Source organism: Paracoccus acridae, from assembly GCF_014642735.1.
Classification (GTDB): domain Bacteria; phylum Pseudomonadota; class Alphaproteobacteria; order Rhodobacterales; family Rhodobacteraceae; genus Paracoccus; species Paracoccus acridae.
The window spans coordinates 412,280-428,559 of sequence record NZ_BMIV01000002.1 but is presented as its reverse complement, the minus strand read 5'-3'; the positions used below and the strand labels follow the sequence as shown (position 1 = coordinate 428,559).

Genomic DNA, 16,280 nt, shown 5'->3' with positions numbered 1-16,280 from the left:
GACATGCTTTCTTCCTTGGGCGAGTTGACGGTGGCCGGCATTCGCGAGGGCCTGGCCAGAGGCGCATTTACCGCCGAGGCAGTGACATCGGCTGCAATCGCCCAGATGCAGGCGACGAACGGCACTTATAACGCGGTGATCTTCGAAAACGACGCGGCACTGGACACCGCCCGCGACATCGACCGCCGGATCGCCGCAGGCGAGAAGGTAGGAGCCTTGGCGGGTGTTCCCATCGTGGTCAAGGATCCCATGGACATGGTGGGCTTTCCATCGACCGCAGGCTGGCGGCTGCTTTATTCCGGTGCGGGCGGCGTCGATCTGATGCCCGAACGCGACAGTCCGGTGGTGGCCCGCATGCGTGCCGCCGATGCCGTCATCATCGGCAAGACCAATGTCCCGATCCTCAGTTGGACCGGAACCCATGCCAATGACAGTTGGGCCGGACCGACGATCAATCCCGCTGCACCCGACCGCGTGCCGGGGGGATCCAGCGCCGGCTCGGCTGCGGCGGTCGCCGCCCACATGGCGGTGATCGGGCTGGCCGAGGAAACGGGCGGATCCATCCAGAACCCCGCCTCGGCACAAGATCTGGTGGGCATCAAACCAACGATCGGGCTGGTGCCCAATGCAGGCGTGGTGCCCCTGTCAGCCAATCGCGACGTGGTGGGACCAGTCGCGCGCACGGTGACCGATGCCGCCGAATGCCTGACGGCGCTGGCGGGCTTCACCACCGAGGATCCGAAGACATTGGCCTCCGTCGGAAAGGTTCCAGCAGACGGCTATGCAGCACGGTTGTCAAATGACGGGCTGCAAGGAAAGCGGCTGGGGCTTTATGGCCCGGGCTGGCGACCGGATCTTCTCTCGGACAAGGCCGCGCGGCTTTACGAGCGTGCAAAGCGCGAACTGGTGGCGGCGGGCGCGATCTTGATTGAGGATCCTTTTGCTGGAACGGATTTCGCCAGCCTGCGCCAGGTCACACCGGGAACACCCTTCTTCGACGGTCGCGGCCTTGAGTCGCTGCCTTATGACATGACCTGCTACCTGCGTCGCCTTGGACCCGACCCCGCGCTTAAATCCTGGAACGAGTTTGTCGCGGCCACGGCGTCCGAGAATGTCCTTGGGAAGGGCGCGATCCTTGGCTATCTGCAAGAACTTCCCGATTTCGCGCCATGTCTTGCCGATCCCGAAACGCCCCCTGCCCTGCCGGCCTTTACAGAACTGAAACGCCGGTACTTGGAGCTGCTGGATCTTGTTTTCGCAAAGCACAGCCTGGACAGCTTGGTTTATCCCCAGATGCTGAATGAGCTTCCCGAACTTCACTCGGGCCAAGCGCTTCGCGAAACCACCGTTGGCGAACTGAACATTGCCGGAATCCCAGGTGTCACTGTCCCTGCCGGTTATTACGCCTCAGGAGCGCCCTTTGGCCTGATCTTCCTTGGGCTGCAATGGTCAGAGGCAGAACTGCTGAACCAGGCTTATGCCTACGAACAGCATACGCGGCACCGCAAACCGGCTGTCTGATGCAGCAGGCGCCAGCAGATCGGGGAAATGGCCTGCTGTCGCCACCTTCATCGTGAATGGCGGTACTGTATCGCACCAACGCAGCAGGCGATAAGCGAAGCCGCGTCGATCAGTCCTTATAGGGATCGAACTCGTCTCCTCCGGCCATACAGACGATCAGCGGCCTGAGCGTGTGGATGATTTTCACGGTGCTGCCATGGTGGGCAAGAACGTCCGAAAGCTTCTTGTAGACTTCGGGCGCCTCATCAGCCCCGGCTCCACGCAGATGTGTTCCCGCTTGCGCGATCCTGAGCCGCACCGCGTCAAAGTCCACCGCGCCGCCCTCGGTGTACCACTGGGTGATCTTCTTCATCTTGCCGTTCGCCTGCTTCTGCTCGACAATGCGCTTGCGCCGCTTGCCGGCGGCCTTGGTCCGCGACATGATCCGGCCCGCCCCGTGGATGGTCGAATAGAAGGCTGCCCGCGACAGATCGCTGTCCACTCCCTCGACGATCACCGAAACATCGCCCATCGACGATCCGATGAAGCTGCGCTGACCGGGGAAGGCCGGCGTGGCACCCTTTCGGACGACCCAATAGCTCTCTCCGCCATGGGTTTCCTGCCACGCAAAGTTATGGTGGTTGTGAACTTCCTCGATGATCTTGCCGCCCAGGATGCCCACCACCGTCTCGCATACCCAGTCGCGACCGGCATAGGCATAGTCGCCGGCCAGCCGCATTGCCTTGATGTAGTCGCGCCCGTGGCGGCTACCGACCTCAAGGGTGTTGGGTGTCTCATCCACGATGTTCGGGTTGTCGCCGGCGCGCTTCATGAAATGCGTGGCGATGGCATGGCCCAGCCCGCGAGAGCCGAAATGCGCGCCCACCCAGATGCGATCGGCCTCGTCCGCAAAGACATCGACATAATGGTTTCCGGAACCGATCGTCCCCAGCTGATCCAGTGCCTTTTTCTTCAGATCGGGATGGCTTTTCAGAAATCCGACCTCATCCCAGGCGGGATCGTCGAAAACACGATGAACGACAGGCGTGGCATTCTTTCGTCCGATCCCGAAGGAAAGGCTTGCGAAGATCTCGTCGGCAAGCCTCGACAGCCGACCTTCGATGTCCCCCAGATTGAGGTTCGTCAGGACAGCCTTGTTCCCGCAGGCGATGTCGAAGCCCACGCCGGCGGGTGGAACCTTGTCCTTGTAGACGGCGACGCCGCCGACAGGCATGCCATAGCCCTTGTGATTATCAGCCATCAGCAACATGGCCTCTGCCTCCAGGGCGCAACGCTCTGCCTGCGCCAGCGTTGCGGCGTCCGCCTCACCGAAGACCGTGACCGTCATTGCCCACTTCTCCCGCGGCTGTCCTCCATCCTGCTGTTTCAGCGTTTCGGGGACGTGCTCAGTTCCAATGGCCGTCGAAGAGCGACGCCCTCTTGGTGCGGCACCGGCGGGATCGGAGCACCCGTATGCTGGCAACATGTCGGATCAGGCGCGGGCGTTGCTGACAGCCATCAGTCTCCCGTGTGGGCCAGTCCCGCCTGGGGCAGCCAGCCCTCCCATCCATCCACGCGGGCCTTCTGCCAACCCTCCACGATGTAGGGAAGCGGCCTGATCCCGCATTGTTTGGCCGGCAACTCGGTCACGATGCGCGAGCCGGAGGACGGCCAGGCGCGGAGGAGCCGCAGTTCGCGCGACGCCGCAGCGGTAAAGCAGAACTCCACGTCAGGCAGCGCGGCGATGTAGTGCCGGTGCACCCAACCCGAATGGTGTCCATCCTCGACCGGACACCATGATCCCTTGCAAGCGGCAGTCACCATGATCCCGCATGAACCATAGGCGAAACGCTCGCGAACCGCGGCTTCCGCCTTGGGCGCGGCCCGGAGGTTCAGCCGGTCATCAGCACGGACGTTTACGACACAGTGCTCTGCGCCCTTTACGACCGGGTCCGCAGCCGACGGCGTGACGGCGCCAAGAAAGACAGCAAGAATGACAAGCGGCAGCGCGGATCTGGGCAAGGGTGGCCTCGTGCAATAGGAGTTCGCGGTTGGAGGTCTGTTGAGTCAAGCGCCGACATAGTCAAGTGGCCCCCATGGGCAGGCGCAATCCGAAGCCCGCGATAAAGCATCCTTGATCAGCCTGTTTCGCTGACACGCCCGCTGAAGAAACTGCCCTGCAAAGTGATGCTCGAAGCGGGGATGGTCACCGGGCGAAACCGCTGATCGCGGGCAGCCAGGTCGACAGCGCGGGCACGAATGTCAGGATCAGCAGCGACGCGATTGCCGCAAGGAAGAAGGGCGGCAACTCGCGCACCAGCGCGGATGGCTTTTGCTTGGTGGCCGAGGCCACGACGAAGATAAGCCCCCCTACCGGCGGAGTCATGAGCCCGAACGTCAGATTGACAATGACAATGATGGCGAAGTGATCCGGCGCGATGCCAAGCCCGTGGGCGATTGGCGCCAAGATCGGAACCAGGATCATGACGCCGGGCAGCGGATCCATGAACATGCCGAAGAACAGCAGCAGCAGGTTGACCATCAACAGGAAGGCGATGGGCGACAGATCCATCGCGATCACCGCATCGGCCATGGCCTGGGGCACACCCTCGATGATCAGCACCCAGGCGAAGGCGCGGGCCGCGGCCAGGATCATCAGCACCGCGACCGACATGATGGCGGACCGAAGGAAAGCGCCCCACAGATCGGCGAAAGTAAAGCCGCGATAGATGACGGCGCTGGCGATGATGGCATAGAAGACGGCCACCACCGATGCCTCGGTCGGCGTGAACAGGCCGCCCCGGATGCCGCCGACGATCAGGACGATCAGCAGCAGCGCAGGCAGGGCGGCAATGGTGTTGCGCAGCATCTGCGAGGCGGGTGGGCGCAGCTCAAGGCTGCGGTAATCCCGCTTGCGGCTGATCCACCAGTTCACTCCGGCGATGAGGGCAGAGATCAGCAATCCCGGCAGCAGGCCCGCCATGAACAGAGACCCGACCGAGACGTTGCGGTCCTGCAGGGCATAGATGATCATCGTGATTGACGGAGGAATGATCGGATCGACAACGGCGACCGAAATGGTCAGCGCCCCGGCATAGGATTTCGAATAGCCGCTGCGCTCCATCATCCGGGCCATCATCGCCCCCGGTCCCGCGGCCGATGCCAGGGCCGAGCCCGAGATCCCCGCAAACAGGGTTCCTGTCAGCACATTGGCATAGCCAAGGCCGCCTCTCAGGTGCCCGACGAACTGCGAGGCGAAGCGCAGGAGCATGCGCGATATCGCGCCCGTGGACATGATTTCCGCGGCCAGGATGAAGAATGGCACCGCCAACAGGGGAAAGCTGTCGAGGCCGGTGAACATCTCCTTGACGACGACGACCATCGGATAGCGCCCGTCGATGGCAACGGCCGCGAAGGTTGCCATGGCCAAGCTGAATGCGACGGGGACCCCCATGACCATCAGGATCAGGAAGGCGACGATCAGGATTTCAGCCAAGGGCGGTCTCTTCCGGGTGTTGCAGGCCAGCGCGCAGATAGCGTGGCGCGATCAGGACCAGATGCACGATCATCAGCGCAAAGCCCACAGGCATTGCGGCATAGACCCACTTCATCGGGATACGCAGGGCGGCGGACCGCTGGACCGCCATCCGATTCATGTAGTCGATCCCGACCCAGACCATGAAAGCGAAGAAGCCCAGCAGCACCAGGAGGATCAGCGCCCGCAGAGCCCGCTGACCCTGGCCGGGAAGGGCCTCCTGGGCGTTGGTGATTGCGGCATGTGCCCCCTCGCGCAGGGCAAGCCCGCTGCCCAGAAAGGTCAGCCAGATCATCGAATAGCGCGCCACCTCGTCTGCCCAGGTCAACGAATTGCCCGTCAGATAGCGGCCCAGGACATTCCAGCCCAGCATGACCGCCATCGCCATCAGCCCCATCACCAGGATGGAGCCGTTCAACGTGACGAAGGCATTCTCGAGGCGGCGCATGCGATCACTCGACCGCCTGGATGCGGTCCATCAGGTCCTTGCCGAACTGCGCCTCATAGTTCTTGTAAGGCTCGGCCAGCGCGTCGCGGAAGGCGGCTTTCTGCTCGGGCGACAGTTCGTTCACCGTCATGCCCGCTTCCTGCATCTGGGCAACACCGGATGCGTCCACCTCGTCCACATAGGCGCGCATGGCCACGACGGCATCATCCGCGGCCTTCTCGAACGCGGCCTTCTGATCATCATCCAGCCTGCCCCAAAGCGACGGCGATACGAGGATGATCGTGGACGAATAAACATGACCGTCCAGCGTCAGGTTCTTCTGAACCTCGTTCAGCTTGGCCGAGACGATGACGGAAAGCGGGTTTTCCTGCCCGTCGATCGCGCCTTGCTGCAACGCGCCGATCACTTCGGGCCAAGCCATCGGCGTAGGGGCTGCGCCAAGCGCGCGAAATGCCTCGATGTGGACCGGGTTTTCCATGGTCCGGATCTTCAGGCCCTCAAGATCGGCCGGGGTTTCGATGGGCCCACGATTGCTGGTGATGTGGCGGAAGCCCTGCTCTCCCCAAGCCAGGGCGTGCAGCCCTGCGTCCTCGAACTTGGCAAGCATCTCCTCGCCGATCTCGCCGTCGAGAACGGCGCGAGCATGTTCCTTGTCACGCAGCAGGAACGGAATTCCCAGGACGCCGACTTCCGGCACAAAGTTCGACAGCGTCCCGTCCGAGGCGATCGTCATCTCGACCGTGCCCAGTTGCAGCCCTTCCAGAACCTCGCGTTCACCCCCAAGACCCGAAGACGGGAAGTGACGGAAGCTGAACTGGTCGCCCAGACTGGCCTTCAGAGACTCCTCGAAAGCGCGGGCGCCTGCGCCGTAATGGCTGTCTTCGGCCAGCGCATAACCGATCTTGATCTCCTGCGCGGCGACAGGCGCGGCAAATACCGAGCCAAGCAAAGCGGCAGCAACAAAATGCTTCATATTTCAGGTCCCTCCCTCGGATCGGGGCAAAACTAGCGTCAGCAGGCGTGCATGCGCAACCTGTGAACGAAGAAGAAGTGAACTGCAGGCATCCGAACCGCCACAAAGGGCACCGTTGATCGGCACCACAGGGGCAATCGAAGTTCTAGGGTGAGACGAGCAATCCTGTGCCGTCACGTCCGTCGCCCTGCTTGCACCCGCCGGACCTATGCAGGACCATATCGCCGCTTTGCCTCTCTGAACGAGGTCAGGCGGTTCAGTTTGTCGTCCCACAGATGCAGGTTCACTGACCGAAGACTTTCGCGCAGCGTCAGCCGCTGGGCGACCGCAAGCTCGGCGTGATCATCCAGTATCTGCGGAAGCCGATAGAACGGGATGCGGCTGTAGAGATGGTGGACATGGTGAATTCCGATGTTGGCGGACAGCCAACGCAGGGGCGCGGGCAGGACGTAATGGGATGATCCCGCAAGCGCCGCTTCGTGCACCTGCCACGCATCGCCTTTCGCCCAGTGAGTGTCCTCGAACTGATGCTGCACATAGAACAGCCACATCCCGATGGTGGCGGCCACAAGGACCGTGGGAAGATAGATCAGCAGCACCGGCTTCATCCCACCCAGCCAGATCATCACCGCAAGAACAAGCGCGATCATGGCATTGGTCCCCATGGCCGAAACCCAATAGCGCCTTCCCGCGGCCATCAGGCCAAGGGGCAAACGGTTCTGCAGCAGGAACAGATAGCCGGGGCCCACTCCGAACAGCACGACCGGGTGACGGTAAAGGCGATACATCAGTCTGCCCAGACGGCTGCGAGCCTGATACTCGGCCACTGTCAGCGTCAGCACGTCACCGATGCCGCGCTGATCCAGGTTGCCATGCTGGGCGTGGTGGAGGGAGTGGGTCCGGCGCCAGACGTCATACGGCGTCAGGGTCAGCACCCCCAGGCAGCGGCCCACCCAATCCTGAACCCTGCGGCTGTGAAAGAACGAGGCATGGCCGCAGTCATGCTGGATGCAGAACAACCGCACCAGGAAAAAGCCGTTCAGGATCGCGATCCCGACCGCCAGCCAGGAACTGATCGACATCGCGGCCCAGGCCAGCACCCAAAGCAACGTGAACGGCACCAGCGTGACAAGAAGCTCAAGGATACTGCGGGCGGTCGAAGGCTCACGATACCTTGCCAGGATCCGGACCCAGTCCTTGGCCGAACGCACTTGCACCTGCATGGTGTCGGAAGAAGTCATCATCACCGCCTTGAAGCTTGAGCCACGTCTGCCCATCGGCCCGCACGGCGTTTTCTTGTGCTGCGTCCTCTAGAACAGGCATTTGGGCCGAGCAAGACACGGACGACGGAAACCTGACAGGCGGGACCCAAGGGTCAGACACAGCCGGCCGATCGGCAGACTGAAAATGCCCGCAGCCCTTCAAGCATTGGCCATGGATGAGCCGACAGCAGGGTTCAGTATCCTCTTGGGCTGCCCTACCACATTTGCTCGCTGGATTGTATGGCCGGCCTTCTTGCCAAGACGGACGGCATAGATGGCGTGCATCTCTCGGCGCAGGCGCATGAGAAGATCGGCCAAGGTGCCGCCGAAAAGGTGAAATCGGTATACGACTAGAAGGATCACACGGCGCGCTTGTTTCGGCTGTGGGCCGTGCGCCCATGGCTACAACCAGGACGGGCGGTTGGCTAAGGCCTTGTCACCCAAGCTGAGCGAGGCCACTGCCCGGGGAAGCTGCAACAGCACCCTTTCACGCTTCCGAATTAAAGCCGCGAAACGGAAGTCATGCCTGAGGACTAAGATGGCAAAAGGCGTGGCTTCTGCGATTGACCTCGTCTTGATAACACCCACATTGCACGAAACCATGCCCGTATCCCAAGGAACTCGATGGCGACGCCCTACCCCATTGTCCTTTCCGACGCTCATGTTGCCCGGATACCTTCTGTCGAGGGGCCCCTGCACGATCCACGCTGGCGGATGCTCGACGACGCCGATCTCGACAGCCTGGCCGAAGATTTGACCCGGGGACGGCCGCGGCCAGTTCCGATCTTTGCCTATGGCTCTCTGATCTGGAACCCCGGCTTTGCCGTGCAGGCACGACGTCGCGCCACAGCCGTCGGGTGGCATCGCAGTTTCTCGATCTCGCTCGATCACTTCCGCGGCTCGCCCGAACGGCCGGGGCTCATGCTTGCCCTTGCTTCGGGTGGGCAATGCGAAGGTCTGGTGCTGGACATTGCCGAGGGGACGGAGGCCGAGTCCCTGCGCGCCATCCTCAAGCGCGAACTTGTGGCCCATGAACTAGCAGCCAATGCCTGCTGGATCGCCGTTGATACCGAGCGTGGTCGCGAGGAGGCCCTGACCTTCTACGCGGACCCGGTGGGAACCCAGATTGCCCAACTGACGATCAAGGAACAGGCGCATCGGCTTGCCCACGCCGCCGGGTCCGCGGGATCTGGGGCAGAGTATCTTTTGCGCACGGTCCGCGGTCTTGTCGAACACGGTATCCACGACGACTACATCTGGGCTCTGCAGCGCCATGTCGCGGAGGAAATAGAGGCCGCATTGACCGAAACGGGTCGCGCGGCAAGCAAGGCGGCGTCCGCATAGATCCATGCCGGCTTTTGCCCCATGCGCTAGAGCTTGCTTGGCATGCCTTGTAGAGGCTCGTTTCCGCATTGAGAGGCTGGAAACTCTGCGCGGCAGCCATGACCTCGCCATGGTTTATGACCCATGCAGGAGCGCCGCCGGGAAACCGGCACTGCAGCACAACTAAGGTGCTGAGAGGTGGTCCGGGATTTCCGACCATTTTGCCGCCTTGCTAAGCTCTGGCATGGGGGTCATGTCAGGCAGCGGCTTTCAGGTTCTGGTTGGCGGTATCATAGGCATCGGCTGGCGTCAGCAATCCATGCGATGAGTGCGGGCGTTTTTCGTTGTAATAGCTGATCCAGGCGCCGATCCCCCCGTGGGCCTCGGACCCGGTCTGGAAGGCGTTCAGGTAGACGCATCCGTATTTCGCTGCGCAGACCTTCGGTTCAGCGACCGCCCAGTGCTTCCTTCAAGGCCTCGACGCAGAAGCTCGCGTCCATGGAAATCACCGGCTCGGCAGCGTTCTTGCCATCAAAGACCGAGGCCATGTTCTCAATCGCGGCTCTTTCCCAGCCCGTGATCATGGTGGGATGGATGTCGTATTTCTTGACCAACTCGGCCGTCGTCAGGTCCTCGCGGATAGCCGCCAACGCCACCTTAGCCTTGAACTCGGCCGAATAGCCTTCCGTCTCGTCAGGCGGATCACTCCTCCGTCAATCGCCAAAGCTTAGCGACTGGTCCGAATTCCTGCGCTACCTCTCAGCGTGACGCTGCTTGCACCTAACGTCATCGAGGACATTCTCAATGCCAAGCACGGACCCGAACTGACGCCGCCCCGCCTGCTGGAGCCTTTTCCCGAGGAGTGGACGGCCCAGCGCGTATGACCGGGACCTGGCGGTAGCGGGACAGCAGTAGCAACTTGCCGATCGGCGAAGGAACCTCCGGGCCGAAGCAGGCCATGGTCTTCAGGACGATCGCCATCTCCAGCAAAGTGCCTGATGCTTTTCAGCTTCCCTGAAGATAGTCTGTGTACGAAGCTTCAGAGCAGGATCGAGAATGCAGTCACACGTGTCATACGCCTGCTTTGCGCACTCTGGAAAGCAAGACGACTGCAGCGATTGGCAAAATCTTGAAGACCATTTATACCACACTGCGCAGCGTGCGGCGGGTACGGCTGATGCTGCTGGCCTGCCGCTCTGTGCCTGCATGGCCGCTCGGTTTCACGACTTTGGCAAATATGACCCTGCCTTCCAAAGGCGCTTGAAGGGCGACAAGACGGCGGTGGATCACTCGACTGCGGGAGCCAGCTTGCTGCTGCAGCGCGCCCGGTCCGGCCCACAGACCTGGGTGGCCGAGGTGCTGGCCCATGCCATCCTGGGCCATCATGCTGGCCTGCCGGATGCCACCGGTTCGGAGGCCGCCCGTATCCGCCGGATCGAGAATTTTCGCCAGCGCGACCCCATCCCGCCTGAAATCAGCGCCGGAGCCGAGGTGGATCTTGGACGGCTGGTGCCGGAACTTCTTGCCAAGATCCGCCCGGGCGCGAACAGCGGCTTCGATCTGTCGCTTTTCGGACGGATGGTGTTTTCCTGTCTCGTGGATGCCGATTTCCGGGATACCGAAGATTATTATGATCGGCTGGAGGGGCGGAAGCATGATCGGGACTGGCCTGCGCTGACCGAAACCCTGCCAAGAATGCGCGAGGCATTCGACAAGAAGATGTCAGGCTATGTCCCTGACTCCGACCTGAACCGGTTGCGGGCAGAGATCCTGTCCAGCATCCGAGCCGGGGCGAAGCTGGCCCCGGGCCTGTTTACCCTCACTGTTCCTACAGGGGGTGGCAAGACGCTGGCATCCATGGGTTTCGCCCTGGATCATGCCGCCCGGCACGGGCATCGACGGATCATATTCGCGATCCCTTACACTTCTATCATCGACCAGACCGTCACGGCGTTCCGCGACCTGTTCCGCGACATCGGCGATCTGGTGCTGGAGCATCATTCCTCGATCGACATGGAACATCCCGGCCAGCAGGGACGCGACAAGCTGCGCCTTGCCATGGAAGACTGGGCTGCGCCCATCGTCGTCACCACCAATGTGCAACTGTTCGAAAGCCTGTTCGCGGCCCGCCCATCGCGTTGCCGCAAGCTGCACAACATCGCCGGGTCCATTATCATCCTGGACGAGGCGCAAAGCCTGCCCCGCCCCTTGCTGATGCCGGCGCTGCGGATGCTTGACGCCCTTGCCGTGCATTACGGATGCACCATTGTTCTTTGCACGGCGACCCAACCGGCTTTCGACAGCAGCCAACTTAAACAGGGCGGCCTGCCGCTTGCGGGGCGCGAACTGGCACCCGATCCTACGGGTCTGGCCCGGCGATTGCGCCGCGCGCGCATCCTCGACGGCGGCCAGATGGATAATGACGCACTGATCGCTGCGCTCGGGGCGGTGCCGCAGGGCATGATGATCGTCAACAGCCGGTCTCATGCGCTGGAACTGTTCCAGGCAGCTCAGGCCGAGGGACTTGCAGGGGTGGTCCATCTGACCACGCGCCAGTATCCTGCCCATCGTCGCCGGATCATTGCCGACGTCCGGCAGCGTCTTGCCGCGGGTCAGCCCTGCCGTCTGATCGCCACCAGCCTGATCGAAGCGGGGGTCGATCTCGATTTTCCCAAAGGCTGGCGGGCCGAGGCGGGCTTGGACAGCATCGTGCAATCGGCAGGACGCGTGAATCGCGAAGGCAAGCGCCCGCTGGAGGACAGCACCTTGACGGTGTTCAGGGCGCCGGACCATCCGCCACATCGGCAGATCAAGCCGCTTGCGGATGCGATGCACGGCACCGCTGCCCGTCTTGGCTATGAGAACCTGCTGGAGACTGCAGCGATCCGCGACTGGTTCGAGCAGGTCTACTGGCGCAGCGGGCCCGAGCAGATGGGCCAACCGATGGTCGCGGCCTTCAAGTTTGCTCCTTCCGGCACGGACTTCCCTTACCGCAGCACCGCCGAAGCCTTTCGCATGATCGAAAGCCCGATGGTTCCCGTCATCATCATGATCGAGGACAAGGCCCGCAAGGCTGTCGAGCGGCTGACGATTGCAGACGTTCCGTCAGGCAGCATCGCACGCGAATTGCAGGTCTTCACGGTGCAGGTCCCCGCCAGGGCACGCGATCTTCTGCTGGCCAACGGCCATGCCCGCTTTCATGCCCCGGAGCTGCGCGGCGACCAGTTCTGCGTGCTGGAAAGCGACGGACTTTATCGCGAGGATTTTGGCCTATGGTGGGAAAGGGCAGATTATCTGGCTGCAGATCAAAGCATTATTGGATGAGGGACCATTGGTATGTCTCGGTACAAGATCATTTATAAAGTGACTTGGCCAAATGGAAAAATCTACATTGGAAGCGACTTGACGGATTCCACAAGTTACTTCGGCAGTCCAAACCCGGCCCGATTGGAGGCTGATTTTCCGACACGAGAATCTCGCCGGCTGATGAGCGTGACCCGCGAGATACTCTGGGAGTCCGCAGATGCCGACGATGCCGAAGTTAGGGCTCGCGAACGGGACTTGATCCTGAGCCATCGGGCCAGCGATCCTGCTATCGGCTACAATCTTGTGCCAAGACCCAGACCAGCCTCACTTGATTAACCAGACGCGAACATCATGCTTGCGCAATTGCGCGAGTTGAATAATCTGGTTGGAAGCGGAGTATTTACATTGTCTTATGGTATTCGACTGCATGTCTGGGGGCGTCATGCCCTGTTTACCCGACCTGAATTGAAAGTCGAACGCACGACTTATGATGTCATGCCGCCTTCGGCTGCGCGCGGGATCCTGGAAGCAATTCATTGGAAGCCTGCGATCCGTTGGGTGATCGACCGCATTCATGTGCTGGAACCGATCCGCTTCCAGTCCATCCGCCGCAACGAGGTGGGCCACAAAGCGCCGGCGGGCACGATCAAGCGGGCGATGAACCGAGGTGATCTGGGCGGCTTGCAGCTTCTGGTCGATGAGGATCGGCAGCAGCGGGCCTCGACCGTGCTGGTGAACCCCGCCTATGTGATCGAGGCGCATTTCGAACTGACCGCCCGCGCCGATGCCTCGGACAATGAAGGCAAGCATCTCGACATCTTCAACCGCCGCGCCGCGCGGGGGCAGTGCTTTCACCAGCCTTGCCTTGGAACCCGCGAATTCGCGGCCAGTTTCGCGCTGATCGAACCCGGCACGCCTTTGCCAAGTCCCCAGGGGCCTTCCTGGGGTGCGCTTTGCCGCAGCGGTGCGGCCAACGCGACGCCCGCCCCGACCCGCGCACCCGAGGCCGAGACGGCCGACCTCGGCTTCGGCAGCCCGCGCGACCTGGGCTATATGCTGTGGGACATCGACCACGCCGTCCCCGGCCGACCCTCGATGTTGTTCCGGGCCGCCCTGCGCGATGGCATGGTCGAGGTGCCGCAGCCCGGCAGCCCCGAGGTGAAGCGATGAGCCTGCTGTCAGCCCTGGTGCGCGCCTATGACCGCCTGCCCGACGCGCCTCCGTTTGGCTATTCGTCCGAAAAGATCGGCTTCTGCGTGGTGCTGAACCGGGATGGTTCGGTGGCCGAGGTGGTGGACCTGCGGGCGGACAACAAGAAGCGCAGTCCGCGAATGATGTTGGTGCCACAGGCGAAAAAGCGGACGGTTGGAATCGACCCGAATGTCTTGTGGGACAAGACGGCCTATGTGCTTGGGGTGACAGGTGGTGAAGGCAAGCGCACCGCCGAGGAACACGCCGCCTTCAAGGCAAAGCACTTGGACTGGCTTTCTGAAAGCGATGATGAAGGGCTTGTGGCGCTGCGCCGCTTTCTGGAAACCTGGACGCCCGATGCCTTTGTGCCCCCGCGCTGGCCGGACGAGATGCGGGACCAGAATACTGTGTTCCGCCTGTCTTCCGAATTCGACTTTCTTCATGATCGTCCTGCTGCGAAGGAGCTATGGCGAAAAATCGGCGCAATGGATGCCTCTGATCCGCAGATCTGCCTTGTCACAGGTGATGCCGCCCCGACGGCCCGGTTGCATCCGTCCATCAAAGGGGTCTGGGGGGCGCAATCCTCGGGCGCCAGCCTGATTTCTTTCAACCTTGATGCCTTTACGTCCTATGGACATGACCAGGGCGACAATGCCCCGGTATCCGAAGCCGCTGCCTTTGCCTACACCACGGCGCTGAACCGTTTCCTTGCCGACAGGAACCACCGCATTCAGATCGGCGACGCCTCGACGGTGTTCTGGGCAGATGCTGCCGACTCTGACGCAGTAAAGGAAGCCGAGGCACTGGCTGCTGGCATGTTCGACGGGCAGGCCTTCTTGGCAGAAGACGATCTTGCCACCGCCAGGGTGCAGGACCGGCTTGAGGCCATTCGTAACGGCCAGAAACTGCCGCAGATCGCGCCCGAACTGGCCCAGGGCGTGCGCTTTCACATCCTTGGCCTGGCGCCCAATGCGGCGCGGCTCTCGGTCAGGTTCTGGTGGGAAAGCGATTTCGGCACCCTGACCGCGAACTATCAACGCTATCTTGCCGAGACCGAATTGCAGCCCCCGCCGCGCGATGGCTGGCCGCCGCTCTGGCGTTATCTTACCGAACTGGCAGTATTGGGAAAGCGCGAGAACGTGCCGCCCCTGATCGCAGGCGACTGGATGCGCGCCATTGTGACCGGAACCCCCTATCCGCTGACGCTGCTGTCCACCGTGCTGATGCGCATCCGCGCCGATGGCGAGGTCAATGCCCTGCGCGCCGCCATCATGAAATCCGTCCTGATCCGCAATCTCAAGAAGGAGGCGCCCGTGGCGCTCGATCCCGCCAATACGAACAAGGGTTATATCCTTGGCCGGTTGTTCGCCGTCTATGAAGAAGTTCAGCGGGCCGCATTGGGCGGCAATGTCAATGCGACGATCAAGGACAAGTTCTATGGATCGGCCTCGGCTACGCCGCAAAAGGTGTTCCGCACGCTGGACGCGGGTTCGCAGAACCATTTCTCGAAGCTGCGCAAGCAGAACCCCGGCCGCGCCGTGAACCTGGAAAGGCTGTTGGTCACGATCACCGACCTTATGGATCCAGGTGACGATCCGATCCCGGCATCCCTGGCCAGTGCGGAGCAGGCCCTGTTCGGCATCGGCTATTACCATCAGCGCAGCGAGTTTTTCCGCAAACGCGAAAACAAGACCGATGACGACCTGATCGGGACTGACACATGACCGGACAGGCCGATCTTTTCATCGAACAGCACCTGCAAACCGCCGAAGGATCCTTGCCTGTGACCACGCTTTCCCGCCGCCATGATTTCGTGCTTGTCTTCGATGTCACCAACGGCAACCCCAACGGCGACCCGGATGCGGGCAACCTGCCACGCCTTGATCCCGAAACCAGTCACGGCCTGGTCAGCGATGTCAGCCTGAAGCGCAAGATCCGCAATTATGTCGAACTGGCCCGCGCGGGTGAGGCCGGGCATCATATCTATGTTCAGGAAGGCGCGATCCTGAACGAAAAGCATCGTCAAGCTTATTTGGATGTGCGTCCCGACGACGCGAAGGCCCGCAAGGACGCCAAACTGAACCCCAAGGACGATGCCGAGGCTCAGGCGCTGCGCAATTTCATGTGCCGCAACTTCTTCGATGTGCGGACCTTTGGCGCTGTGATGTCCACCGGGATCAACTGCGGCCAGGTCAAGGGACCGGTGCAGATGACTTTTGCCAGCTCGGTCGAGCCGATCCTGCCGGTTGAAGTCTCGATCACGCGCATGGCAGCCACGAATGAGGCCGAACAGAAGAAACGCGCAGAAGGTGCGGAGGACGGGGATACCCGAACCGATAACCGTACCATGGGTCGCAAACACATCGTCCCCTATGGCCTTTATGTCGCGCATGGCTTCATCTCGGCCAAGTTCGCGGAACGGACGGGGTTTTCCGAAGCCGATCTTGATCTGCTGTTCGAAGCCCTGACAAACATGTTCGAACATGACCGTTCGGCCGCGCGGGGCGAGATGACGACGCGGCGCCTGATTGCCTTCCGGCATGAAAATGCCCTGGGCAATGCCCCCGCGCACAAGCTGTTCGACCGCGTCAGGATCGGCCGCAACGTCGATGGCGAGTTTCGAGAGCTTGACGACCGCGGCCTGGGCAACCTTGCGCCGGCGCGCAAGTTCTCGGACTATATCGTCCAGATCAACCGCGAAGGGCTGCCTGAAGGCGTTGAAATCCTGGATCTGGTCTGACC

The 16,280-nt window shown here is 61.9% G+C and carries 13 protein-coding genes and 1 pseudogene; 6 read left to right on the top strand and 8 right to left on the bottom strand.

Going from position 1 to position 16,280, the window contains the following annotated elements; all coding sequences use genetic code 11:
• Nucleotides 1-3: 3 nt before the first annotated feature.
• Nucleotides 4-1,521, top strand: coding sequence for an amidase (locus tag IEX25_RS05250; RefSeq protein WP_229665053.1), 1,518 nt, complete (start codon nucleotides 4-6; stop codon nucleotides 1,519-1,521).
• Nucleotides 1,522-1,630: 109 nt separating this feature from the next.
• On the opposite strand, the gene IEX25_RS05245 is transcribed toward IEX25_RS05250, so the two are convergent.
• From IEX25_RS05245 to IEX25_RS05220, 6 genes are all read right to left on the bottom strand, one after another.
• A complete protein-coding gene (locus IEX25_RS05245; RefSeq protein ID WP_229665052.1) occupies nucleotides 1,631-2,986 on the bottom strand; it encodes an RtcB family protein in 1,356 nt (451 codons plus the stop codon).
• Nucleotides 2,987-3,018: 32 nt separating this feature from the next.
• Nucleotides 3,019-3,522: an SH3 domain-containing protein gene (locus IEX25_RS05240; RefSeq protein ID WP_188714295.1), complete on the bottom strand. Its 504-nt coding sequence runs from the start codon at nucleotides 3,520-3,522 to the stop codon at nucleotides 3,019-3,021.
• 184 nt (nucleotides 3,523-3,706) lie between these two features.
• Nucleotides 3,707-4,996, bottom strand: coding sequence for a TRAP transporter large permease (locus IEX25_RS05235; protein ID WP_188714294.1), 1,290 nt, complete (start codon nucleotides 4,994-4,996; stop codon nucleotides 3,707-3,709).
• On the bottom strand, nucleotides 4,989-5,483 hold the full coding sequence (locus IEX25_RS05230; protein ID WP_188714293.1) for a TRAP transporter small permease: 495 nt from the start codon (nucleotides 5,481-5,483) through the stop codon (nucleotides 4,989-4,991). Before IEX25_RS05230 ends, IEX25_RS05235 begins: the two co-directional genes overlap by 8 nt.
• 4 nt (nucleotides 5,484-5,487) lie before the next feature.
• Nucleotides 5,488-6,456: a TRAP transporter substrate-binding protein gene (locus tag IEX25_RS05225; RefSeq protein WP_188714292.1), complete on the bottom strand. Its 969-nt coding sequence runs from the start codon at nucleotides 6,454-6,456 to the stop codon at nucleotides 5,488-5,490.
• 206 nt (nucleotides 6,457-6,662) lie between these two features.
• Nucleotides 6,663-7,700 (bottom strand): fatty acid desaturase, encoded by a 1,038-nt coding sequence (locus IEX25_RS05220; RefSeq protein WP_188714291.1) that lies wholly within the window; start codon nucleotides 7,698-7,700, stop codon nucleotides 6,663-6,665.
• Nucleotides 7,701-8,342: 642 nt separating this feature from the next.
• On the opposite strand from IEX25_RS05220, the gene IEX25_RS05215 reads away from it, so the two are divergent.
• Nucleotides 8,343-9,062 carry a gamma-glutamylcyclotransferase gene (locus IEX25_RS05215; protein WP_188714290.1) on the top strand — a complete coding sequence of 240 codons (720 nt, stop codon included), beginning with the start codon at nucleotides 8,343-8,345 and terminating at the stop codon, nucleotides 9,060-9,062.
• 271 nt (nucleotides 9,063-9,333) lie between these two features.
• Here the strand turns inward: IEX25_RS05215 and IEX25_RS05210 are convergent.
• Nucleotides 9,334-9,468: pseudogene (locus tag IEX25_RS05210) on the bottom strand (integrase core domain-containing protein); the annotation flags it as partial.
• Nucleotides 9,469-9,487: 19 nt separating this feature from the next.
• Nucleotides 9,488-9,697 (bottom strand): hypothetical protein, encoded by a 210-nt coding sequence (locus tag IEX25_RS20560; protein ID WP_188714289.1) that lies wholly within the window; start codon nucleotides 9,695-9,697, stop codon nucleotides 9,488-9,490.
• A 400-nt stretch (nucleotides 9,698-10,097) separates the two neighbouring features.
• On the opposite strand from IEX25_RS20560, the gene IEX25_RS05200 reads away from it, so the two are divergent.
• The 4 genes from IEX25_RS05200 to cas7c all read left to right on the top strand — a co-directional run bounded on the left by IEX25_RS05200 (nucleotide 10,098) and on the right by cas7c (nucleotide 16,278).
• Entirely contained in the window at nucleotides 10,098-12,365 is a 2,268-nt protein-coding gene (locus IEX25_RS05200) for a CRISPR-associated endonuclease Cas3'' (protein ID WP_188714288.1), read from the top strand.
• Nucleotides 12,366-12,698: 333 nt separating this feature from the next.
• The gene (gene cas5c, locus IEX25_RS05195; protein ID WP_440589941.1) at nucleotides 12,699-13,517 is read left to right on the top strand and encodes a type I-C CRISPR-associated protein Cas5c; all 819 of its coding nucleotides are present in this window, start codon (nucleotides 12,699-12,701) and stop codon (nucleotides 13,515-13,517) included.
• Nucleotides 13,514-15,262 carry a type I-C CRISPR-associated protein Cas8c/Csd1 gene (gene cas8c / locus IEX25_RS05190; RefSeq protein WP_188714286.1) on the top strand — a complete coding sequence of 583 codons (1,749 nt, stop codon included), beginning with the start codon at nucleotides 13,514-13,516 and terminating at the stop codon, nucleotides 15,260-15,262. The genes cas5c and cas8c overlap by 4 nt, the downstream gene beginning before the upstream one ends.
• A 59-nt stretch (nucleotides 15,263-15,321) precedes the next feature.
• On the top strand, nucleotides 15,322-16,278 hold the full coding sequence (gene cas7c, locus IEX25_RS05185) for a type I-C CRISPR-associated protein Cas7/Csd2 (protein ID WP_188714285.1): 957 nt from the start codon (nucleotides 15,322-15,324) through the stop codon (nucleotides 16,276-16,278).
• Nucleotides 16,279-16,280: the final 2 nt, after the last annotated feature.

Excerpts from the sequence above, each read along its gene's own strand:
- IEX25_RS05250 (WP_229665053.1), top strand. The coding sequence starts at position 4 with ATGCTTTCTTCCTTGGGCGAGTTGACGGTGGCCGGCATTCGCGAGGGC.
- IEX25_RS05245 (WP_229665052.1), bottom strand. The coding sequence starts at position 2,986 with ATGTTGCCAGCATACGGGTGCTCCGATCCCGCCGGTGCCGCACCAAGA.
- IEX25_RS05230 (WP_188714293.1), bottom strand. The coding sequence starts at position 5,483 with ATGCGCCGCCTCGAGAATGCCTTCGTCACGTTGAACGGCTCCATCCTG.
- IEX25_RS05225 (WP_188714292.1), bottom strand. The coding sequence starts at position 6,456 with ATGAAGCATTTTGTTGCTGCCGCTTTGCTTGGCTCGGTATTTGCCGCG.
- IEX25_RS05220 (WP_188714291.1), bottom strand. The coding sequence starts at position 7,700 with ATGATGACTTCTTCCGACACCATGCAGGTGCAAGTGCGTTCGGCCAAG.
- IEX25_RS05215 (WP_188714290.1), top strand. The coding sequence starts at position 8,343 with ATGGCGACGCCCTACCCCATTGTCCTTTCCGACGCTCATGTTGCCCGG.
- IEX25_RS05200 (WP_188714288.1), top strand. The coding sequence starts at position 10,098 with ATGCAGTCACACGTGTCATACGCCTGCTTTGCGCACTCTGGAAAGCAA.
- cas5c (WP_440589941.1), top strand. The coding sequence starts at position 12,699 with ATGCTTGCGCAATTGCGCGAGTTGAATAATCTGGTTGGAAGCGGAGTA.
- cas8c (WP_188714286.1), top strand. The coding sequence starts at position 13,514 with ATGAGCCTGCTGTCAGCCCTGGTGCGCGCCTATGACCGCCTGCCCGAC.